13 protein-coding genes, 1 tRNA gene and 6 pseudogenes are annotated in these 21,984 nt (G+C 67.4%); 15 read left to right on the top strand and 5 right to left on the bottom strand.

Annotation, left to right across the window (positions count from 1 at the left end; all coding sequences use genetic code 11):
- Positions 1 to 121: 121 nt before the first annotated feature.
- Positions 122 to 1,340, top strand: a pseudogene (locus tag G412_RS40950) (sensor histidine kinase).
- 38 nt (positions 1,341 to 1,378) lie between these two features.
- Positions 1,379 to 1,770, top strand: a pseudogene (locus tag G412_RS34870) (LuxR C-terminal-related transcriptional regulator).
- 183 nt (positions 1,771 to 1,953) lie between these two features.
- Here the strand turns inward: G412_RS34870 and G412_RS38155 are convergent.
- A pseudogene (locus tag G412_RS38155) lies at positions 1,954 to 2,525 on the bottom strand (transposase family protein); the annotation flags it as partial.
- A 264-nt stretch (positions 2,526 to 2,789) separates the two neighbouring features.
- Here G412_RS38155 and G412_RS38150 point away from each other — a divergent pair.
- Complete coding sequence (locus G412_RS38150; RefSeq protein WP_078607080.1) at positions 2,790 to 3,551, top strand: hypothetical protein; 762 nt, start codon at positions 2,790 to 2,792, stop codon at positions 3,549 to 3,551.
- A gap of 54 nt (positions 3,552 to 3,605) precedes the next feature.
- Here G412_RS38150 and G412_RS34865 read toward each other — a convergent pair whose 3' ends face one another.
- Positions 3,606 to 4,832: a DNA cytosine methyltransferase gene (locus G412_RS34865; RefSeq protein ID WP_037649069.1), complete on the bottom strand. Its 1,227-nt coding sequence runs from the start codon at positions 4,830 to 4,832 to the stop codon at positions 3,606 to 3,608.
- A 775-nt stretch (positions 4,833 to 5,607) separates the two neighbouring features.
- Here G412_RS34865 and G412_RS41625 point away from each other — a divergent pair.
- Positions 5,608 to 5,748: pseudogene (locus G412_RS41625) on the top strand (phosphohydrolase); the annotation flags it as partial.
- A 316-nt stretch (positions 5,749 to 6,064) separates the two neighbouring features.
- Here the strand turns inward: G412_RS41625 and G412_RS37210 are convergent.
- A pseudogene (locus tag G412_RS37210) lies at positions 6,065 to 6,537 on the bottom strand (NUDIX hydrolase).
- A 614-nt stretch (positions 6,538 to 7,151) separates the two neighbouring features.
- Here G412_RS37210 and G412_RS40190 point away from each other — a divergent pair.
- The 3 genes and pseudogenes from G412_RS40190 to G412_RS38135 all read left to right on the top strand — a co-directional run.
- A pseudogene (locus G412_RS40190) lies at positions 7,152 to 7,386 on the top strand (replication initiator); the annotation flags it as partial.
- A gap of 512 nt (positions 7,387 to 7,898) precedes the next feature.
- Positions 7,899 to 8,369 carry a FadR/GntR family transcriptional regulator gene (locus G412_RS37205; protein WP_078607078.1) on the top strand — a complete coding sequence of 157 codons (471 nt, stop codon included), beginning with the start codon at positions 7,899 to 7,901 and terminating at the stop codon, positions 8,367 to 8,369.
- A 555-nt stretch (positions 8,370 to 8,924) separates the two neighbouring features.
- A complete protein-coding gene (locus tag G412_RS38135) occupies positions 8,925 to 9,131 on the top strand; it encodes a hypothetical protein (protein WP_157839115.1) in 207 nt (68 codons plus the stop codon).
- Between the two features lie 110 nt (positions 9,132 to 9,241).
- On the opposite strand, the gene G412_RS38130 is transcribed toward G412_RS38135, so the two are convergent.
- The gene (locus tag G412_RS38130; RefSeq protein ID WP_157839114.1) at positions 9,242 to 9,949 is read right to left on the bottom strand and encodes an HNH endonuclease signature motif containing protein; all 708 of its coding nucleotides are present in this window, start codon (positions 9,947 to 9,949) and stop codon (positions 9,242 to 9,244) included.
- A 213-nt stretch (positions 9,950 to 10,162) separates the two neighbouring features.
- Positions 10,163 to 10,234, bottom strand: a tRNA-Arg gene (locus tag G412_RS0117495).
- A gap of 151 nt (positions 10,235 to 10,385) precedes the next feature.
- On the opposite strand from G412_RS0117495, the gene G412_RS0117490 reads away from it, so the two are divergent.
- From G412_RS0117490 to G412_RS0117455, 8 genes are all read left to right on the top strand, one after another.
- Positions 10,386 to 10,874: a response regulator gene (locus G412_RS0117490; protein ID WP_078607096.1), complete on the top strand. Its 489-nt coding sequence runs from the start codon at positions 10,386 to 10,388 to the stop codon at positions 10,872 to 10,874.
- Positions 10,875 to 11,294: 420 nt separating this feature from the next.
- Positions 11,295 to 12,272, top strand: a complete 978-nt coding sequence (nrtL, locus tag G412_RS0117485; protein WP_028813228.1) for an ArgS-related anticodon-binding protein NrtL — start codon at positions 11,295 to 11,297, stop codon at positions 12,270 to 12,272.
- A gap of 16 nt (positions 12,273 to 12,288) precedes the next feature.
- Positions 12,289 to 13,680 (top strand): diaminopimelate decarboxylase, encoded by a 1,392-nt coding sequence (gene lysA, locus G412_RS0117480; protein ID WP_028813227.1) that lies wholly within the window; start codon positions 12,289 to 12,291, stop codon positions 13,678 to 13,680.
- A 122-nt stretch (positions 13,681 to 13,802) separates the two neighbouring features.
- Positions 13,803 to 15,104, top strand: coding sequence for a homoserine dehydrogenase (locus G412_RS0117475; protein ID WP_028813226.1), 1,302 nt, complete (start codon positions 13,803 to 13,805; stop codon positions 15,102 to 15,104).
- Between the two features lie 6 nt (positions 15,105 to 15,110).
- Entirely contained in the window at positions 15,111 to 16,181 is a 1,071-nt protein-coding gene (gene thrC, locus G412_RS0117470) for a threonine synthase (RefSeq protein WP_028813225.1), read from the top strand.
- Positions 16,182 to 16,463: 282 nt separating this feature from the next.
- Complete coding sequence (thrB, locus tag G412_RS0117465; protein ID WP_028813224.1) at positions 16,464 to 17,384, top strand: homoserine kinase; 921 nt, start codon at positions 16,464 to 16,466, stop codon at positions 17,382 to 17,384.
- A 335-nt stretch (positions 17,385 to 17,719) separates the two neighbouring features.
- A complete protein-coding gene (gene rho / locus G412_RS0117460; protein ID WP_028813223.1) occupies positions 17,720 to 19,801 on the top strand; it encodes a transcription termination factor Rho in 2,082 nt (693 codons plus the stop codon).
- A 325-nt stretch (positions 19,802 to 20,126) separates the two neighbouring features.
- Positions 20,127 to 21,791, top strand: a complete 1,665-nt coding sequence (locus G412_RS0117455; RefSeq protein ID WP_425274483.1) for a trypsin-like serine protease — start codon at positions 20,127 to 20,129, stop codon at positions 21,789 to 21,791.
- Positions 21,792 to 21,984 lie beyond the last annotated feature (193 nt).

The following is a 21,984-nucleotide window of genomic DNA, read 5'->3' as shown; positions in this document are numbered from 1 at the left end:
CCCCCGGCGTGAGGCCCCGGCCACCCTCACCGCCTGACCGGGGCACGGGTAGGGCAGGCCATACCCCTCACCTCCACCTGGTGGGATGGGTATGGCCCGGCCCCGGCTTTACGGTGAGGCCATGCGCCCGATCAACGTGTGGCAGGCCCTGGCCCGGCCCCGCTACCTGCTGACGCCCTGGCCCTGGCGGTCGGCCGGCTACCTGCTCAGCAGCGCGTCGGTCGGCCTGGCGGCGCTGGTGGCGATCACCGTCGGGGCGTCGGTCGGCACCGTACTCGCCGTCGTACTGATCGGCCTGCCACTGCTCGCCCTGCTGGCGCTCTCCGGAGTGCCGGTGGCGGCGACGGAGCGGCTGCGGCTGCGGCCGGTCGACAACCGGCCCGCTCCGACCCCGCACCAGGTGCCCGCCGCGCCGGGGCTGCTGGTTACACGCTGGTGTTCGCGACGGTCCTGTGGCCGCTGGGCCTGCTGGCCACTCCGGTGCTGATGATGACGGTCGGCGGCGGCGAGGAGGCCCGCGTACTGAAGATGTGGACGGCGACCTCGATGCCGGAGGCGATCGCCACCGCCGTCGTCGGCCTCCTCATGTTCCCCGTGTGCGGCTGGGTCCTGGGCATCATGGCGGTCGCCCGGGCGGAACTCACCCGACTCCTCATCGCCCCGCCCGCGCCGAACCTGCGGGCGCGAGTCACCGAACTCGTACGCTCACGGGTCCGGTTGGTCGACGCCTTCGAGGCGGAGCGGCGCCACATCGAGCGCGACCTGCACGACGGCGCCCAGCAGCGCATCGTCGCCCTGACCATGGCCCTCGGCCTGGCGCGCCTCGACGCACTCCCCGGCCCGCTCGCGGACCAGCTCGCCAAGGCCCATGACGAAGCGGGCAAGGCGCTGGCCGAACTGCGCGAGCTGATCCAGGGCATCCCCCCCAAGCTGCTAGCCGACTACGGTGTCGCAGCGGCCGTCACCGACGCGGCCGACCGGTCCGCCATCCCCGTCGACGTAACCCTCGACCTTCCCGGTCGCCTCCCCGAATCGGTCGAGGCGGCGGCGTACTTCGTCGTCTGCGAGGCACTCGCGAACATCGGCAAGCACAGCGGGGCGCGGCGCGCCGAGGTGACCGGCCGGCATGCCGACGGCCGTCTGGTGGTCGAGATACGCGACGACGGAAGGGGCGGCGCGCACGCGGAGGGACGCAGCGGCCTGACCGGTCTCGCCGACCGGGTGTCAGTACTGGATGGCATTCTTGCCCTGCCCAGCCCCCTTGGCGCCCACCCCTGTTGGGAGTGGAGATCCCTTGCGAGCCGACCGAGCCGACCGAGCCGACCGAGCGCTGCGGGTAGTCCTGGCCGAGGACAGCGTGCTGCTGCGTGAAGGACTGATGGCTCTGCTGGCCCGCTTCGCCACGAGGTCGCGGCGGCCGTCGGCGACGGCACCGGCATCGGCTACCTGCTCAAGGACCGGGTCGGCCAGGTCGAGGAGTTCCAGACGGCCCTCCAGGAGGTCGCCGCCGACGGTATGGTCGTAGACCGGAAGTGGTACGCCATCTCCTGCGCCGCCGCCGCGACCCCCTGGAGCGCTAACGCTCCGCGAAAGGGAGTACTGGCACTGGTCGCGGAGGGCAAGTCCAACGCGGCGGTAGCCCGTCAACTGGTGGTCTCCGAGGCGGCGGTGGGCAAGCCCATAGGCAACATCCTCGCCAAACTGAACCTACCCCCCGCAGACGAATCCCACCGCCGCGTCCTGGCGGTACTCACATTCCTACGCGCCTGATCCCCCGCGCAGGGCTTCGCGCGAGCGCGGAGGGCGACCGTACGCCGACTACTGATGCACGCGAGCACCACGGGCCCCCTGCCCAAGACCAGGGGGCGCCCGACCCTGCTGGCCCGCGCTGCTATTCGTCTTCGTCTTCGGAATCGCAGTGACGGCCACGCGCTGGTCGAGGCCATCAGCTCGCAGGCCGGTCTGGGCGGCCGCAGCTCCCGACCGCCATGGGACACCCCGGTCGATGCCGTGGCCGGCGAAGAACGCGGCGGCCCGCGTCAGAAGCCTGCGCAGGTGGCGGCCTTTTCGTCGTCGTGGATCTCGCTGTAGGCCAGGTGGGTTGGTCGTCCACGGCGGAGTGGACGTAGTCGAATCCCATGCCGCTGCGGTGTCGCGGCCGGCCTGGCGGCCGAGCGCATTGTGGCCGCCGCCGTCTGGGATGCGGCCGAGTTTCTTGACGTCGACGTGCAGCAGTTCTCCGCGACGGTCGCGTTCGTAACGGCGGATCACCGTCCTGGTGGCCGGTCCAGGAACGCAGGCCGGTTCAGCCCGTGCCGGGCAAGAACGCGGTGCACCGTCGAAGCGGGCAGGCCGAGGGCCGGGCCGATGCGGGCCGGGCCGGGCTTCGGGCGGCGGAGCTCGCAGACACGCACCTCGGTCACGGCCGAGGTCCGGTGCGGTGTAGTGCCAGGCCGGCTGGGAACGGCACATTCGACCGACAGTCGCCTGCCGTGAACGGTCAGACGGGCATTACGGTGTGACACGAAGACCTCCGTGCGTGGTGTGGAGCCTAGATACCTCCACCACACCGGAGGTCTTCTCCATGATCAAGACCATGACAGTCGACAACGCTCGTGATCAATACAGCCAGGTGGGGAACGCCTAGCAGTATTGACCCGTTCTGAATGCTTATAGGAGCCAGCTGGGGCTGTTGAATGCCGGCGCAGGTGACCAAGTGAACTAGTTGACAGCGTTCAAGGCCAGATGATCACATAGTTCCCCCGCTGGTGTTAACGTGAGGGGTTTGAGTGACGCTGGAGCGTTTGATGACGGAAGCGCAACTCTTGGATGATGCGCAGCTGGAGATGCTCGGGGAGATGGCCGAGGCTTTGCGGGCGCCGTGCCAGGTTCGAGTTGATCCGTCTTCTGATCTAGCTGGCGGTAAATTTAGCGACTACTTTTTGAATCGTCTGAAGATTCACCACGCGACGTCAGAAGAGAAGTTTAAGAAGGCTTCCTTTGAATATGCCTTCATTGCTGCAGCTAGGTACTCGGGTGTCTCGGCGAACAAGACAAAATCGCAAACCTTCCAAGGTGCTGACGCCGCGGTTGACGGGGTGCGCTGGTCGCTGAAGACGGAGGCGTCGGCCAAAATAAGCAAGTCCACTATTGGAGTATCGAAGTTCTCTGAGGCTCGCTGGATTCGCGATTGTGAGACGCCCAGTGATTTTGCCCGTGAATGCGTGCCAAGGTTTCTTCGGCATCTGGACGAGTACGACAGAATCGCCACGCTGCGCGCGTTTTCAATGGGGCCCGAACTCGTGCGCTATGAGCTCATAGAGATACCGAAAAGCCTCTTGGTGCGCGTGGCTGATCTCGGTGAAGACGACTTCACGCCCCGAACGAAGAACGGGGGTAGCTCCGCGCTCGTCAGGGACTCTAGTGGTATCGCCTTTAAGGTGGTTCTTGACGGCAGTGTGGAAAAGGTCACCCTAAGTCGGCTCCCAGTCAAGCGCTGCCGATTTCATTCGAGTTGGACAGTGCCTACTATTCCTGAAATTGAGGAATAGACGGGGTGCAGCGTGTGGCGGAGCGCGGTCAAACGGCGCTCCGCCGTGCTGACATCAAACTGCGACGAGATCCAGCTGTACCGGCTGGTTCGACCGCACGATGTCATCCGCTCGCAGGCTTGTTCCAGGGAGTACGACGCTTTCCAGTTCAGGACGCGCTCCTGTCAACACCCACTCGGCGACATGCGCCAGTTGGTACGAGATGAGCGGCGGTACCGCGTCGCCGATGTGGCGGTACATGTTGGAGACTGCCCGCGCCTTGAAGATGAAGTTCTCCGGAAAGCCCGACAGAAGGCCGAGTTCACGAACGGTGCAAAGCCGGTCCTGTTCGGGATGCGAGTACCTTCCGTTGCCGAAATGTGAGCACTCCCGCTTGATGGTGGGTGCAGGCCTATCCCACCACAAACGCCCGTAAATATCTGGATAAGAGCCGAACTTGCTAGCGGCGATCGTCCTTTTCATTGCTGGCGTCAATACGATGTCGGCGTCCGGATGTTCTCGCATATCGATCCAAGATCCGCCATCGCGAGGGGTAGCCTGAAGTCGCCTGAGCGTGACGTCTGTACCAATTGAAGGTGAGACGTGCATCGGATCGGCTGAGTGGCGTTCGCCTGCTGCTACCTGAGGTAGATGACTGATCGCCCGTCGCACTGAGATGGCTTCCGGCTTCACCATCGAATCGCCCCACAGCTCTTCAAGGGTATGAAACTGCTTATCCTCACGCACGGCGATTACCAAGGCGCGCTCACGCTGCTGCGGCAGTCCGAACCTGGTGAGCGTGTGGGTGCTGGCGTGGACGCTATAGTGCATGTCCTTTAGGTCCGCACGGAGCTGCTCGAAATGATGCCGAAAGTTCCCCTGGAGCATCTCCCGTGCGTTCTCCATCACCAAGATGGAGGGCATCAGTTCGGCGACAAACTCTGCCGTCTTCCCGATCAGTGAGTTTCGGGCATCGTCCGCGATGTGGTTCTTCGGGTTGGCTCGTGACAAACCGGTGCAAGGTGGGCAAGCGCTGAGTACGTCGAGTTCCCGACCCTGAAGCCGCAGGTCCAGCAGTGACCGTAGTTTTGATCCGGAAAGCGCAGCGATGTCTTCTTCGAACGGCTGAACTTGCATATTGGCTGCGTAGGTGTCGTTGCACTCCAGCGTCCCTCTGCCGCTGCTGGGCTTGCCTACTTGGGCGTCAACGGCCCCGACAAGCTCAAAGTCGCCATGTGCATGAAACCCATAACTCATCCCGCCGGCGCCACTGAAAAGGTCGGCGAACGTCCATCGATGCATCCAGATGTCCCTTCCGTGGCGACTGCAGCAGTCGCGCTGTGATCTTAGCGACCTCGTCACGCTCGATGGGCATCCCATGAGCACATCCATTGTGGCGGGAGCCACTGACATCGCGGCGAGCGCTGTCGCCTCATCCGTCCGCAGCCATGGCCGGAGGAGCTGGACAATTGCCAGTGCTAGCTGGCGACAGATCCTTTTGCGGTTAGCGAGTCTACGTTGTGCTGTCGATTCGGTTGCTTGCCCAGACAGGCCGAGAGCGCGGCCACAGGTCGGTGGAGTCTCACTGACACCGTCAAGCGCCGGCACCGGGCCCTTGTGTACTTGTTTGGAACATCCCGCACGCGGATGGTCGCTGACCTGTGACGTTTCCCACCTGCGCTGACGCCGCTGCCATCCCGTCGGTCCCCGCTTGATCGGGCACGGGCACCACTACGCGCGGTCGGCGGAGCGGCTTTGGGCTGGAGCTGCTTTGGGGCGCGACCCCAAAGTGGCTGCCTAAAGCCGTGGAGCCGACCGCCCCGCAACGGGTCTCCTAACCACCCCGAGCACGCAGCGCGCCGCAAGGCGGCGCGCGCCGGCGCCGTGCGCGGGGTCTTGATGAAGCAGGAAAACTCTTACCCGCAATGCCCTGGGCGGCCGATCCCAGGCTGTCGGCTACACGCTCATCAGGCTGCCGTGCGATCTATGCCCTCTGGATTGGATACGTCTCAAGGCGCGGCTGAACTGGCCGAGTCGCTCTTGCCTCCTCGGGAACCGCTGGCTGCACACTCAGGAGGTGGCGGCTCGTACAAGCGAAGCATCCGCGGCTGTGTCCGAAGGCGACCGTGATCTACTCGTCGCCGCTGCCTGGCTGCATGACATCGGCTACGCCCCGGAGCTGCGAGACACGGGCTTCCACCCGCTCGACGGTGCTCGCCATCTGGGAAGCCTCGGGGCGGCGCTCTCCCGGCTCGTACGCCTCGTTGCCCATCGCTCCGGAGCGGTGTACGAGGCTGAGCAGCGTGGGCTGACCGCCCAGCTGGACGTGTACGAGCGGGAGGACTGTCCCGTCCTCGACGCGCTGATCTATGCGGACATGACGACTGGGTCGGTCGGACGTCGTTCAACTTCGATCACCGCATTGACGAGATCCTGGTGCGGTACGAGCCGGGCAGCGAGGTGCACAACGCAACCAGCAAGGCGCGTCCGGGCCTCGGGGCCGCCGTTGATCGGACGCCCTCTCGCCTCGCTGATCAGCCGATGTAGGGATCGGGGCGATCAGTCAGCCCGCGATCACTCCGCATCCGCATCGACGGGTGGATGTTCAGACCGTCCAGCCGGCTGGGGTGGACCAACGCCACCTCCTTGCTCTCGCTGCTCGTACGCAGCTCACCGCCGACGATGCGGGCCGGCAGCAGATCGAAAACTGTCGGTGCACCTCCCCGTCGTCATACGCCATGAGGTGCGCCGGATTGGTAAAGATGCCGACCAGTCCCGTCACCTCGATGTCGAACCCCCGGTCTCTTCCTTGGTCTCACGTACGGAGCGGCATCGGGGGCTGACTCGCCGACGTCGGCGCCACCGCCGGGGTGTGCCCACAGGTTGGTGTCCGTCTTGTGGATCAGCAAGACTTCCCCGGCATCGTTGAGCGCCACTGCGTGACGGACGGAACGATGCTGTTCGCCTTCGGGGCGTTCGGATCGTCGAAGTAGTCGACTCGGGCCATGTGCCAAGCCATACACGCTCCGCCGGGTGGATGACGTGCCCTAGCTGCCTACTCGGTTCGCCCACGCTCCCACGCATAGTCAAACTCCGCATGTAGTGCTGGAACGCCCGTCCCCCCCCCCCGGGATGTAGCGGAAGTGCAGCCCGGGTTCTGCCCCGCGGGCGCTCCGAGTACGTGCGGGTTCACCAACACCTCGCCTTCGCACCTGGTAGATCGAGTTGTAGAGGATCGTGTCGTGCAACCGCACATCGACGCCCGGGGCCGTCATGGCCGGTGCCAGGTAGCCCGGTGATCCGCGTGCGGTCAGATCTCCGCCGATGCCTTCCTCTGCGCCGCGCCGGCGGACCACCTCCGAGTCGGGGTCACCGAGTAGGACGCGGACTCGTCTACCGGCCTTGGCCTGCTCCGCCAACTGGTCCGGAAGGTCCGGGTGGCTGCTAAAGAGGAACAGTCCCGCCTACACGAGGATGCCTACGTGGTCCCTTGCCTTCTCGATCGGCGACGCCCACAACTTGGCCGGCACTGCCTCAGGGGGCGAGTAGTACGTGATCAGATCCGAAGTGCTCGCCGACTCTGCTTGCTTCTGGACGGCGGGCCGGATGTAGACCTCATCGGTGCCCGACCACACCCGTCGGCTCATCGAGGCGTGCAAGACGCTCGATGTGCTCTACCCGGACCGGCGCCTGTGGGCGTGGGCTCACATGCTCGGCGTCCGCGGCCAGTTCTCCTCCGAGTCCCGCCGCTACTCGACCACCCTCGGCGCTCTGGGCCAGGCACGCGCCGACTACCGCGCCGCACAGGAACACGCCACCTCGGCTGGACGACCGCGAGCCGGACACCGTGCTCGTCGGCCTGTTCGCCTGCATCTACTACGGGGTCTTCCGCCCTGCTGAGGCTGCGGGTCTCACCGATGCGGACCTGAAGCTGCTCGAAGTCAGCTGGGGGCGGTATCGCTGGACCCGGACGCGTCCCAGCGTCGGGAAACAGTGGACGGACTCCGGGGCGTCCGGGGCCCCAAGACCGGCCGACGGAAGAGGTTCGGCTCGTACCGGTACCGCTCCCAGCTCGTCGCCATCCTCCGGCAGCATCTCGACACGTTCGGCACTGCCGAGGACGGACGACTGTTATTCGAGTTCCCGTGAGGATTGCGCACTGACATGCTGTTACAACCCAGGGTGTTACAGCCCCTCCCTAGGCAGTGCGGACAGGTGGGACACTCTCGCTTGTGACTGTCCCAGCCATTTGTGCAGGTCAGTTGGCATGCTGGGACAGTCGGACAGCCGGACTGTCTGTCCGGCGATGCCCTGGGCGCTTCGTGGCACTCTTGGCAGCGGGTAGTGGAGGCAGCGAGAGGAGTCGGAGTGTCGGAGGCCACTCCGTGTGGGACCTACCTGGTCGTCTCGGAGAAGCTGCGTGAGCTGATCGGAGGAGACGAGAGCGCCGATGTGCTGCCGTCGGAGGCTGACTTGATGCGTGAGTACGGTGTCGGTCGCAACACGATCCGCCGGGCTCTCAAGGTTCTTGAAGCCGAAGGTGTCCTGGAGTCAGCCCCTGGCATTGGGTGGCGCATCGTGCGGGGTGGTGATCGTCGCTCCCTTGCGGAACAGATGTCTGACCTGATCGCCGAGGAGTCGCTGTCGGTGGGCGATCCGTATCCGTCGGAAGCGAAGCTCTGTGAGCGCTTCAGCACCCCTGTCGGCTCTCAGAGACTCCAAGGCCGTGCGAAACGTCCACTATCGGCTGTCGTTCAAACTGGACGGCAAACCGGCGGCAGCGGATATGTACAAGCGCCATCGTCGTGGATTCAACACGGCCATGGACTACGCGATTGAGGAGGGATACCTAGATGGAAATCCGCTCGCTGGGTTGAAGCGGCCTACCTCCAATGGGAGCGATGCCGTGGACCCGCGGGTATTGGTCAACGAGGTGCAGGGGCGGCAACTCCTTACGGCCGTCTCGTATGTCGGCTCGGTGCACCGGAACCGGGGGCGGCGCCTTGTCGCCTTCTTCGCCTGCATCCTGTACGCGGCGATGCGTCCGGCGGAAGTCGTCGGGCTCAGACTGTCTGACTGCCATCTTCCTGAAAGGGGTGGGGAACTCTCACTCTCTGGGAGACGCGCCCTATCTCCGGAAAGAAGTGGACGGACTCGGGTGAGCGGCACGATAAGCGGGGGCTGAAGTCACGCGAGCCAGGCACGGACCGGCGGGTGCCGATTCCGCCCGTGCTGGTGGCGATGCTCCGAGCGCATCTGAAGGAGTTCGGCACCGCCAAAGACGGGCGACTCTTTCCCAACGAACGGGGGGACCTGCTCGGGACGTCCAGCTATTGGCGGGTGTAACAGGAAGCAAGACCGCTGACGTTCCCGCCGGACAAGGTGGACTCGCCCTTGGCTCGGAAGCCCTACCACCTCCGGGCCACGTGCATCACGAACTGGCTCCGCGCAGGCCTCCCCGTAGCTGAGGTGGCCCGGCGCGCCGGCAACTCGCCGGAGGTCATCCACCGCCGCTACGCCGGTGTCATCGACGACAGCCAGGAGGAGAACAATAAGAGGATCGAAATGGCCATGGGGTGGGATTCACCGAGCGGCACATGAGCCCGCGCGTGGATTAAATAGGGGCTCAGGCACGGCCATGGTAGAGCTCTGGAAGGGGCGGAGTCACTGAACCTGGCTTCCGCCCTTTCGTCGGCAGCGTCATGGTGATACTAGTAAGCGGTGCCTAGTGGGCGTGGCTGCGGAGAAGGGGGAGGCTCCTCCCAGAAAGGCAACTCATCGAATCCGAATCCGAGTAAATCGGCGACAGTCAGGTGAAGTTCAAGAAGGGCCTCATGGAGGATGTTCAATTCGCTATTTCGCTCCTCTCTCGACTGAGAGTAGTCGGGCCATTTCATATCGACTGTGCTACTCGCCCAGTGAATAAACCAGTCATAAATGAAATGGGCTATGAGTTCGATTGTGTCATCGCCGGCGGACTGTAGATCGGCAACCGCGGCATGCGTTAGCCCGGCTTCGCGCTCACATGTACTCCGAGCCTGCATAATAAAATAAAAATCGGGAGCGAAAGCCACATGAGCGCGTGCCAGAATCGCGATGGATTTACCCCAGCGGTCCAGAGCTCCCTGCATCGTTCGGTATGCGCTGAGAACTCTTGCTCGCGCACCTCCGGAGCCGAGTTCCGCCTTGTACTGAAGCATCGAAAGTCGGTCGATCTCTCCCTTGTCGAAGCGAGTGTGGCAAATGGGGCAGAGAGCGATCGTGTTGTCGAAGTCGTGCGCCCGGGTTTTGGCCCAGGGAGTGATGTGGGCGAGCTCGAGGGTGGTGGCACGGCAGGTGGGGATAGCGCACCTGTGCCCAGCCTCGACCAGCAGGTCGCGGGCTAACTGGCGTGGCACTGCGGGGCGGTTGTCAGGCATGGCGGGATCGTAGACGGCGGCACTGACGAGAGGCGGCGACGCAGGAGCGAAGGCGTGCGGGTACGGCATCGGGCGGCCTGTGGCTCACACGCTCCTCACACGCGAACCGTGATCGACAGTGAGAAAGGGCGGGAGTCAGTGAAACTGACTCCCGCCCCGTTCTGTCGGCTCCCGCCCTGGTCAGACCGCGTTTCCGGGTCTCTGACCGGCGAGTGCCCCCGGCAGGATTCGAACCTGCGCACACGGCTCCGGAGGCCGTTGCTCTATCCCCTGAGCTACGGGGGCGTACCGCCGTGGTTAAGCGGCGACGGGTTGAACACTACCAGCTTCGGCCGGGTGTTCATGAACAGGTTTTGGGAGGCCGCACCGGTGCTGCGACGGGTCGGGGTGGGGTCGGGTGGGGCGGGTCCTCGTTGGCTGTCAGCACCCCGTGCGGGTGGAAGTGAGGAAAAGCCGGACGCGGTGGTGGACGGCGACCTACTCTCGAGTTGTGCCAGGCGTGTCCGGCCGCGTGCTTGTTGTGGACGACAACAAGGTCATCCGGCAGCTGATCAGGGTCAATCTCGAGCTGGAGGGCTTCGAGGTGGTGACCGCGGCCGATGGTGTCGAGGCGCTGGACATCGTTCACCGGGTCTGCCCCGATGTCGTGACGCTGGACGTGGTGATGCCGCGGCTCGACGGGCTTCGTACGGCCGCCCGGCTCCGGGAGGACCCCCGGACCGCCCATCTGCCCATCGCGATCATCAGTGCGTGTACGCAGCATGAGGGGGAGAGCGGGTTCGCGGCAGGTATCGACGCCTTTCTTGCCAAGCCCTTCGAGCCTGCGGAGCTGGTCAGGCTCGTACGGCAGTTGACGCGCCGGGAGGGTCCGCCGTCAGCCGACGGCAGGCATGAAGCCGGGCAGGCGGGCCGCACGGTCGGCTGAGGTTCGCGGGCTGAGGCCCCGGTGGCTGAGGTCCGCGCGGCTGGGCCCCGGTTCCCCCGCTGGATGAGGTCCCGCGCAGGCCTGCCTCCGGCCGAGGCCGCAGCGATCATCGGCGCCGCTGGGGTGAGACCCCGGTGGCTGTGGTCCCTGGGGGTGAGGCTCGGTGGTGAGGTCCGCGCGGTGGGGCCCATTGGCAGAGGTCCGCGTGGCTGAGGCCCCGGTGACCCCCGGTGGCAGACGTCCCTGCGGTGAGGTCCTGGTCGCTGAGGTTCCTGTGGAGGGAGCCCCGCAGCCCAGGGCCCTGCGGCCGAGCACCCCGCAGCTGAGATCCGCGCTGAGCGGCCCCGCCCTGCCCCCGTCCGTGACCGGATGGCGAAACCGGTTCGCGTTGTCACCCCCCTCCTCCCATACGCTTGTCCCGTGACCCCCGCAGAGCTCTCCCGTACCGTGCTGCGCGTCGTGCGTCGCGCCGTGGACGAGGGCGTGCTGCGGGCGCCGGTGCCGGAGCGCGCCGTCGTCGAGCGGCCTCGGCCCGGCGGGCGTGGTGACTACGCCACCAACGTCGCCCTCAAGCTCGCCGGCCCCGCCGGCCGCCCCGCCCGCGAGGTCGCCGAGATCCTCCGGGCCCTGCTGATCGGGTACGAGGCGATCTCCGACGTCGAGGTCACCGGGCCCGGGTTCCTGAATGTCACGCTCGCGCAGGACACGCACGCTTCCGTCGTACGTACGGTCCTCACCCAGGGGCACGCCTACGGGCACGGCGGCGCGCTCGCCGGGGACGTCGTCCGGGTCGGGCGCGGGCCCCTCGCCGACGCCGTGGCCCGGCTCGCCCATGCCCAGGGGGCGACCGTCGTACGGACGGAAACCGGGGAGCCGGGCTCCCTCCCGCCGGCCCTCGTCGCCCGGCTCGGGCGTGACGCCGCCGTCTGGAGTCTCATCTGGCCCACCGCCACCGCCGCCCCCGACGACCTCCTCGTGCAGCGCGAGACCAACCCCCTCTTCCGGGTCCGGTACGCCCACGCCCGCACCCGCGCCCTGGTACGGAACGCCGGCACGCTCGGGTTCGAGGGTGGAGAGGGAGGAGAGGGTGGAGAGGGGGAGGTGCGCGGGGAGGGGGGCCTGGAGAGGGAGGGCTACCAGCTCGTTCGTGTTCTTGTCGACTATCCCGGCGTCCTCGAAGCCGCCGCCCGCCACCGCGCGCCCGACCGGCTCGCGCGGCACCTGGACATGGCGGCCGAGGCCTTCTTCCGCTTCCACGACACCCACCCCGTCCTGCCCCCCGGCGACGAGAAACCCTCGGTCGCCCACCGTTCCCGGCTGGCCCTCGCCGAGGCCACCGGAACGGTGCTCGCCGGCGGCCTGTCCCTGCTCGGCATCAGCGCACCCGAACATCTGTGAGAGAGACAGAACAGACATGAGCCGTTCCGCACACCCCGCCGGGCCCCGTCACGCCGATGTCTACCCCGAGGGGCACTACACCGCCCCGGCCGCCGATCTCAACGTCCTCGACGAGAAGGTCTGGGCCAGGACGGTCCGGCGTAACAGCGAGGGTGTCGTCACCGTCGGCGGTATCGAAGTGAGCCGCCTCGCCGAGGAGTTCGGCACCCCCGCCTACTTCCTCGACGAGAGCGACTTCCGTGCCCGCTGCCGCGCCTGGGCCGGGGCCTTCGGGCCGGACGCCGACGTGTTCTACGCCGGCAAGGCCTTCCTCTCGCGGGCCGTCGTCCGCTGGCTGAAGGAGGAGGGGCTCAATCTGGATGTGTGTTCCGGTGGGGAGCTGACCACCGCCCTCGACGCCGGCATGCCCGCCGAGCGCATCGCCTTCCACGGCAACAACAAGTCGGCCGAGGAGATCGAGAGGGCCGTGCGGGTGGGCGTCGGGCGGATCGTCCTCGACTCCTTCCAGGAGATCGTCCGCGTCGCCCACATCGCGCAGAGCTTGGGCAAGCGCCAGCGCGTGCAGATTCGCGTGACGGTGGGTGTCGAGGCCCATACGCACGAGTTCATCGCCACCGCCCACGAGGATCAGAAGTTCGGCATCGCGCTCGCGGACGGGCAGGCCGCCGAAGCGGTACGCCGGGCCCTGCGGCTCGACGGTATCGAGCTCATCGGCATTCACTCGCACATCGGGTCGCAGATCTTCGACATGGCGGGTTTTGAGGTGTCCGCGCGGCGCGTGGTGCAGCTACTCGCCGAGGTACGGGACGAGCACGGCGTCGAGCTGCCGGAAATCGACCTCGGCGGCGGGCTCGGCATCGCGTACACCTCCGAGGACGACCCCCGCGAGCCGCATGAGATCGCCAAGGCGCTCCACGAGATCGTCAGCCGGGAGTGCGAGGCCGCCGGGCTCGCCACGCCCCGCATCTCCGTCGAGCCGGGACGCGCCATCGTGGGCCCCACCGCCTTCACCCTCTACGAGGTCGGCACGATCAAGCCGCTGGAGGGGCTGCGTACGTACGTGAGCGTGGACGGCGGCATGTCGGACAACATCCGCACCGCGCTGTACGACGCCGAGTACAGCGTGGCGCTCGTGTCGCGGACCTCGGACGCCGAGCCGATGCTCGTCCGCGTCGTCGGCAAGCACTGTGAGAGTGGCGACATCGTGGTACGGGACGCCTTTCTGCCCGCCGACCTCGCGCCCGGTGATCTGATCGCGGTGCCCGCCACCGGCGCTTATTGCCGCTCCATGGCGAGCAACTACAACCACGCGCTGCGCCCGCCCGTTGTCGCCGTCAATGATGGTCAGGCACGCGTGATCGTCCGGCGCGAGACGGAGGAAGATCTCCTGCGTCTTGATGTCGGCTGATGAAATAGATGTCTCGCAATCTGGACCGGGGACAGAAACTCCCGTCCGGTGAGTGAGACTGGTTCACACTCAAGCAAGAAACCAAGCAAGAAACGCTGTGCCCAATGAAAGGCGTAGGTCGAATGATGCGTACGCGTCCGCTGAAGGTGGCGCTGCTGGGCTGTGGTGTGGTCGGCTCAGAGGTGGCGCGCATCATGACGACGCACGCCGACGACCTCGCCGCCCGCATCGGGGCCCCGGTCGAGCTGGCCGGGGTCGCCGTGCGACGCCCCTCCAAGGTCCGCGAGGGCATCGACCCCGCTCTGATCACGACTGATGCGACGGCCCTGGTCAAACGGGGGGACATCGACGTCGTCATCGAGGTCATCGGCGGCATCGAGCCGGCCCGCACCCTCATCACCACCGCCTTCGAGCACGGCGCCTCCGTCGTCTCCGCGAACAAGGCGCTGCTCGCCGAGGACGGCGCCGCCCTGCACGCCGCCGCCGAGGAGCACGGGCGGGATCTGTACTACGAGGCCGCCGTGGCCGGTGCCATTCCGCTCGTCCGGCCGCTGCGCGAGTCCCTCGCCGGTGACAAGGTCAACCGGGTGCTGGGGATCGTCAACGGCACGACCAACTTCATCCTCGACAAGATGGACACGAGCGGAGCCGGTTACTCCGAGGCGCTCGACGAGGCCACCGCCCTCGGGTACGCCGAGGCCGACCCCACCGCCGACGTCGAGGGCTTCGACGCCGCCGCCAAGGCCGCCATCCTGGCCGGCATCGCCTTCCACACCCGCGTGCGGATCGGCGACGTACACCGGGAAGGGCTGACGGAGGTCACGGCCGCCGACATCGCTTCCGCGAAGCGCATGGGGTGCACCGTCAAGCTGCTCGCCATCTGCGAGCGCGCCGCCGACGGCAAGTCCGTCACCGCGCGCGTCCACCCGGCGATGATCCCGCTGACCCACCCGCTGGCCTCGGTCCGCGAGGCGTACAACGCGGTCTTCATCGAGGCCGAGGCGGCCGGACAGCTCATGTTCTACGGTCCGGGCGCCGGCGGCGCTCCGACCGCCTCCGCGGTCCTCGGTGACCTCGTCGCCGTCTGCCGCAACCTCGTCGCCGAGACCACCGGGCCCGGCGAGTCCGCGTACACCCAGCTTCCTGTCAGCTCCATGGGGGAGGTCGTCACGCGGTACCACATCAGCCTCGATGTGGCCGACAAACCGGGTGTTCTCGCCCAGGTCGCGACGGTCTTCGCCGAGCACGGTGTCTCCATCGACACCGTGCGCCAGCAGAGCCGGCAGGACGGAGGCGGCGAGGCATCCCTCGTCGTCGTCACCCACCGCGCGCCCGACGCCGCCCTTTCGGGGACCGTCGAGGCGCTGCGCAAGCTCGACACCGTGCGCGGTGTCGCCAGCATCATGCGTGTTGAAGGGGAGTAAGGACCCATGACCAGCATCGGCACCCACCAGTGGCGCGGCATCATCGAGGAGTACCGGGACCGCCTTCCGGTGACGGAGACGACGCCTGTCGTCACGCTCGGCGAGGGTGGCACGCCGCTCGTACTGGCGCAGGTCCTCTCCGAGCGCACCGGCTGTGAGGTGTACCTCAAGGTCGAGGGCGCCAACCCGACCGGTTCCTTCAAGGACCGCGGCATGACCATGGCGATCACCCGCGCCAGGGAGGAAGGCGCGAAGGCCGTCATCTGCGCCTCCACCGGCAACACGTCCGCCTCGGCCGCCGCCTACGCGGTACGCGCCCAGATGGTCTGCGCCGTCCTCGTGCCGCAGGGCAAGATCGCGCTCGGCAAGATGGGCCAGGCGCTCGTGCACGGCGCCAAGATCCTCCAGGTCGACGGAAACTTCGACGACTGTCTGACGCTGGCCCGCAGCCTGTCGGACAACTACCCGGTGGCGCTGGTCAATTCGGTCAATCCGGTCCGCATCGAGGGGCAGAAGACCGCCGCCTTTGAGATCGTCGACCGGCTCGGCGACGCCCCGGACATTCACGTGCTTCCCGTGGGCAACGCCGGAAACATCACGGCGTACTGGCGCGGCTACCGCGAATACGCGGCGGACAAGATTTCCACGCACAGCCCCCGGATGTGGGGCTTCCAGGCCTCCGGCTCGGCGCCGATCGTGCGCGGCGAGATCGTCAAGGACCCGCACACCGTCGCCACCGCGATTCGCATCGGCAACCCTGCCTCGTGGCAGTACGCCCTTGCGGCGCGCGACGAGTCGGGCGGCCTCATCGACGAGGTGACGGACCGTGAGATCCTGCGCGCCTACCGCCTGTTGGCTTCGCAGGAAGGCGTCTTCGTCGAGCCCGCGTCGGCAGCCAGTGTCGCCGGTCTGCTCAAGGCCGCCGACGAGGGCAAGGTCGACCCCGGCCAGAAGATCGTGTGCACGGTGACCGGAAACGGCCTCAAGGACCCGGACTGGGCGGTGGCCGGAGCGCCGCAGCCGGTCACGGTGCCCGTGGACGCCGCGACGGCCGCGGAACGCCTCGGCCTGGTGTAGCAGGTGCCCGGCGGGGGCCGGCAGGTGGCGTAAAGCCACGTAAGGCCCCGTAAGGCCAGACATAGGAGCACAGGACGGTTCGCGACACGCATCGTGCGCCTCCTGTGCGCCCTATGTCGTCACAGAACCTTCCTTCGATAGGCTGTACTCAACCCACCCCGCCGCGTATGCCGCGGGTGCTGTTGCCGTCATGGCCTTCGGGTGTTCGTACGTCAAAATGTCGCAGTCTCACACATCTCGCAGTCCCACATTTCGCAGTCCCACAAGGAGAGTCGTCGAGCGATGGCCGGTCCCGCGTTCCGCGCCGCCGCCGTAAGGGTGCGCGTCCCCGCCACCAGCGCAAATCTTGGTCCCGGCTTCGATGCCCTGGGCCTGTCGCTGGGGCTGTACGACGATGTCGTCGTCCGGGTCGCCGACTCCGGGCTGCACGTCGACATCGCAGGTGAGGGCGCCGAGACGCTGCCCCGCGACGAGAGCCATCTGCTCGTACGGTCGCTCCGTACCGCCTTCGACCTGCTCGGCGGACAGCCGCGCGGCCTCGAGGTCGTCTGCGCCAACCGCATCCCCCACGGCCGCGGCCTCGGCTCCTCCTCCGCCGCCATCTGCGCCGGCATCGTCGCCGCACGCGCCGTGACCATAGGCGGCGACGCGCGCCTCGACGAGGCCGCGCTGCTGGAGCTGGCGACCGAGATCGAGGGGCATCCCGACAACGTCGCCGCCTGCCTGCTCGGCGGCTTCACGCTCGCCTGGACCGACGGGGGAGCGGCCAGGGCGATCAGGATGGACCCTGCGGATTCCATCGTTCCGGTGGTCTTCGTCCCCGGCAGGCCGGTGCTCACCGAGACCGCCCGCGGCCTGCTGCCGCGCACCGTCCCCCATGTGGACGCCGCCGCCAACGCGGGCCGCGCCGCCCTGCTCGTAGAGGCCCTGACCAGGCGTCCAGAGCTGCTGCTCGCGGCGACCGAGGACCGACTCCACCAGGACTACCGCGCCCCGGCGATGCCGGAGAGCCTGGCCCTGGTCAACCGACTGCGTGCGGACGGCGTCCCCGCGGTCATCTCCGGCGCGGGGCCCACGGTCCTCGCGCTGGTCGAGGACGGTGCGGCCGACAAGGTCGCACGACTGGCGGGCGAGGGGTGGGCGGCCAACCGGCTGGCTCTCGACGCCGCGGGAGCGAGTGTTCTGCCGCTCGGAGCGCAGTGACACGCGATTGCCGGTGAACGAGAGGGGGAATATTTATTGGATCCGGTAGTGTTAATCTCAATGTTGCACCCGGCGTCCTTGTGGCGCGGTGCACCGTGTCCCCGTTCGGGACCATCATTCTTCCGGGAGCCTCCCCAACTGCCTGAGCAGCCTGCCTGAGCAGTTTTGAGCACGCTCCGGAACCGGCAATGCAAGAGCCGGACCCCCAGCACGTTTATTTCTTCCGCCGTATCCGGCGGACCACCGCCCCGGCACGGTTTTCAAGACCGCAGTCGGACAGCACAACCGGTCGCCGAGCCAGACAGGCCGACGTCCGCTCCAGGGAAGGACCCTTCGTGAGCGACACCACCGATCTGATGGGCGTGACTGCCGACAAGAATGTCGACAACACCGCGTCCGCCGCAGGTGCTGCCACTGGTAGTGCCGCACGGCGCCGCCGCTCCGGCACCGGCCTCGAGGGCATGGTCCTGGCCGAGCTGCAGCAGGTCGCGTCCGGCCTCGGGATCAGGGGCACCGCGCGTATGCGCAAGAGCCAGCTGATCGAGGTCATCAAGGAAGCGCAGGCCGGAGGCTCGTCCCCGGCAAAGAGCGCCGAGACGGCCGCCGGCTCCACTGCCGAGACCAAGCCGAAGCGCCGTGCCACCTCCAAGGCGCGCACGGGAGACGAGGCCGCCGCGGCCACCGCCGCCGCGCCCGCCGCCGAGAAGGCTGTCGCGCAGCAGCAGATCGACATTCCCGGTCAGCCTGCCAGCGACGACCAGCCGGTCGGCGAGCGCCGCCGGCGCCGGGCCACCGCCCAGGCGGGCAGCCCCGAGACGGCTGTCGCCACCGAGGTGAAGGCCGAGCCCAAGACCGACGTCAAGACCGAGGTACGTGCCGACGCGCAGCCCGAGGCCAAGGCCGAGGCCGCCGTTACCACGTCCCCTCAGGAGGGCACCGATGGCCGCCGGGGTGACCGCCAGGAGCGCGGTCAGCGCGGCGACCGCCGCGAGCGCCAGCGTGAGCGTGGCGAGCGCGGTGACCGTGGTGACGGCGCCCGCGGCGACCGCCAGGACCGTGGCGAGCGCGGCGAGCGCCGTGACCGCGGCAAGGGCGACGACCAGGGCGGCCAGCGCCAGCAGCGTCAGGGCGGCCAGGGCGGCCCCCAGGGCGCCGGGCCGCAGGACGACGACGATTTCGAGGGTGGCCGTCGTGGCCGCCGCGGGCGCTACCGCGACCGCCGTGGCCGTCGTGGCCGCGAGGAGTTCGGCAGCGACGCGCCGCCGGTCTCCGACGACGACGTCCTGATCCCCGTCGCGGGCATCCTGGACATCCTCGACAACTACGCGTTCATCCGGACCTCCGGCTACCTGCCGGGCCCGAACGACGTGTACGTGTCGCTGGCCCAGGTCCGCAAGAACGGCCTGCGCAAGGGTGACCACGTCACCGGCGCCGTCCGCCAGCCCAAGGACGGCGAGCGCCGCGAGAAGTTCAACGCGCTCGTACGCCTCGACTCGGCGAACGGCATGGCGGCCGAATCCGGCCGCGGGCGCCCGGAGTTCAACAAGCTGACGCCGCTGTACCCGCAGGACAGACTGCGTCTGGAGACCGACCCGGGCGTCCTGACGACCCGGATCATCGACCTCGTCGCGCCGATCGGCAAGGGCCAGCGTGGCCTGATCGTGGCCCCGCCGAAGACCGGTAAGACCATGATCATGCAGGCGATCGCCAACGCGATCACGGTCAACAACCCCGAGTGCCACCTGATGGTCGTCCTGGTCGACGAGCGTCCGGAAGAGGTCACCGACATGCAGCGGTCGGTGAAGGGCGAGGTCATCTCCTCGACCTTCGACCGCCCGGCCGAGGACCACACCACCGTCGCCGAACTGGCCATCGAGCGCGCCAAGCGTCTCGTCGAGCTGGGTCACGACGTGGTCGTCCTGCTGGACTCGATCACCCGTCTGGGCCGTGCGTACAACCTCGCGGCTCCCGCCTCCGGACGCATCCTGTCCGGTGGTGTCGACTCGACCGCGCTCTACCCGCCGAAGCGCTTCTTCGGTGCGGCGCGCAACATCGAGGACGGCGGCTCGCTGACCATCCTGGCCACCGCGCTCGTCGAGACCGGCTCGCGCATGGACGAGGTGATCTTCGAGGAGTTCAAGGGCACCGGCAACATGGAGCTCAAGCTCGACCGGAAGCTCGCCGACAAGCGCATCTTCCCGGCTGTCGACGTCGACCCGTCCGGCACCCGCAAGGAGGAGATCCTCCTCAACGCGGAAGAGCTCGCCATCGTCTGGAAGCTGCGCCGGGTGCTGCACGCACTCGACTCGCAGCAGGCGATCGAGCTCCTGCTGGACAAGATGAAGCAGACGAAGTCGAACGCCGAGTTCCTGATGCAGATCGCGAAGACGACTCCTTCGGGCAACGGCAGCGACTGACCGCCGCAGCGCCAACAAAGCCGCCCCGTCACGAAAGTGGCGGGGCGGCTTTGCCATGTCCGTCTGCACGCCCGCCAAACGCCTCCAGCGCGTAGATGTTGCCAAGTTGTGTTCACCAGTCGGCCACAAGTGGCTGTTGGTGTACGGGAGTCAGTCGTACGATCATTCGGCCACAGGTGGGGGGATCCATTTGGGGCGTCCTCATCGACATCTGAATCAGGAGTCCCGAGTGATCTCTGGCAAGCAGGGCGGCAAGCACCGCCGCCGGATACGCATCGCGGTGCCGGCCGCCGCCACCGCGATCGCGGCCGCTGTCGCCGGTGTGATGCTGATGGCCCCGGCGAACGCCGCCGCGGTGCCGCCGCCCAAGCCCACGATCAAGCCGGCCGTCACCTCGCCCTCGCAGGCGGAGCTGGAAGCGCGTCTGGAGGCCGCGGCCAAGCAGGCCGAGGAGCCGTCCAAGGGCGCCAAGTTCTCGTCCGGCTCGTCGGGCAAGGCCGACGCGAAGGTCATCGGCGGTACGGAGACCAGCATCAGCTCCGCCCCGTGGATGGCGCAGCTCTTCTACGAGGACGGCGAAAACTCGTTCTTCTGCGGCGGCGCCGTCATCGCGCCGACGAAGATCCTCACCGCGGCGCACTGCGTCAAGGGTGCGGACTGGAAGAACAAGGGTGTCGTCGTCACCGGCACCGAGACGCTGGCGACCGACGCGAACCACGGCGGCACCATCACCGGTGTCTGGCGGCAGTGGAACCACCCGTCGTACAGCGACTACACGCTCGACAACGACATCGCGGTCCTGACCCTGGCCTACCCGGTCACGGCCAAGCCGATCAACATCACGAAGTCGGACGACACCACGTCGTACAAGCCGGGCACCATGGCCACGGTCTACGGCTGGGGCCGCACCTCCTCCACCAGCGACGACATCTCGCCGACGCTGAAGAAGGCGACCCTGCCCGTCAACTCGGACGCCACGTGCGAGAACTGGCAGCTCGGCGGCGAGTACATCAGGAACCACATGGTCTGCGCGGGCCAGCCCGCGAGCGGCCAGGACGACGGCACCACGACCGCCTGCAACGGCGACTCGGGCGGCCCCCTGGTCGTCGGCGGCAAGATCGTCGGTGTGGTCTCGTGGGGCGTCGAGAACTGCGTGGAGGAGGGCGCGTACAGCGTCTACTCCAAGGTGAGCTGGTACGCCGGATCCGTCGTCCCGCGGGTCGACGACGCCAACATCACCAACGACCACCGGTCCGACGTGCTGGCCCGTCGCAGCGCCTCCGACGGCACGCTCTACTACTACGCGTCCAAGGGCACCTCGTTCGCCGGGCGCGTCGCGGTCGACAACTACAGCGCCACCAACGTGATCCTCCAGACGGACCTCAACCGGGACGACTACGAGGACATGATCATCCGGACCAAGTCCGGAGACGTCTGGTGGTCGCACTACGTGCCCTCCACCGAGGAGTGGGCCGACACGAAGATCGCGTCCGGCTGGGGCTCCAGGAAGCAGATCATCGTCCCCGGTGACGTGACCGGCGACGCCCTGCCCGACCTCCTGTCCGTCGACTCCGCAGGTGTTCTGTGGATCTACCCGGGCAAGGGCAACGGCACCTTCTCGCCCCGCGTCCAGGTCGGCAGTGGCTGGAGCCAGTTCAACTCGGTGCGCGGCAACGGTGACTTCACCGGCGACGGCAAGACCGACATGATCGCGCGCAAGTCCAGTACGTCCGAGATGTTCCTCTACAAGGGGACGGGCAAGGCCGGCACCGGCGCCTTCGCCGCCAAGGTGAAGGTCCGTACGTGGAGCGGCTACAACGCCTTCGACGCGGCCGGTGACGTCACCGGCGACGGCAAGGCCGACTATCTGGCCCGTACGCCCGGCGGCACGCTCTACCTCTACCCGGGCACCGGCAAGGCCACCTCGGAGATCTTCGCCACACGCATCAAGATCGGTACCGGCTGGCAGCAGTACAACATCTTCGGCTGAAAACCCTGGTGAGACGGGACTTCGGCCCCTCTCGCCCACACCGCCCACGCGCGCCCTGTGGCCCCTGCCCCGAGCAGGGGCCACAGGGCGTTGTGCAACCCTTCACGGTGATCCGTCGTCTGACAAGTGTCGTAAGTGCCGACATACCGTGCCTGATCGCCACGGCAGGGGGAATCGGAACCAACGAGGGCTG

Source organism: Streptomyces flavidovirens DSM 40150, from assembly GCF_000429085.1.
Taxonomy (GTDB): Bacteria; Actinomycetota; Actinomycetes; order Streptomycetales; family Streptomycetaceae; genus Streptomyces; species Streptomyces flavidovirens.
The sequence above is the reverse complement of the archived record's forward strand: the minus strand, read 5'-3'. Positions and strand labels throughout refer to the sequence as shown.

Excerpts from the sequence above, each read along its gene's own strand:
- G412_RS38130 (WP_157839114.1), bottom strand. The coding sequence starts at position 9,949 with ATGCCTGACAACCGCCCCGCAGTGCCACGCCAGTTAGCCCGCGACCTG.
- G412_RS34865 (WP_037649069.1), bottom strand. The coding sequence starts at position 4,832 with ATGCATCGATGGACGTTCGCCGACCTTTTCAGTGGCGCCGGCGGGATG.
- lysA (WP_028813227.1), top strand. The coding sequence starts at position 12,289 with ATGAGCCGTTCCGCACACCCCGCCGGGCCCCGTCACGCCGATGTCTAC.
- thrB (WP_028813224.1), top strand. The coding sequence starts at position 16,464 with ATGGCCGGTCCCGCGTTCCGCGCCGCCGCCGTAAGGGTGCGCGTCCCC.
- thrC (WP_028813225.1), top strand. The coding sequence starts at position 15,111 with ATGACCAGCATCGGCACCCACCAGTGGCGCGGCATCATCGAGGAGTAC.
- G412_RS0117455 (WP_425274483.1), top strand. The coding sequence starts at position 20,127 with ATGCTGATGGCCCCGGCGAACGCCGCCGCGGTGCCGCCGCCCAAGCCC.
- G412_RS0117475 (WP_028813226.1), top strand. The coding sequence starts at position 13,803 with ATGATGCGTACGCGTCCGCTGAAGGTGGCGCTGCTGGGCTGTGGTGTG.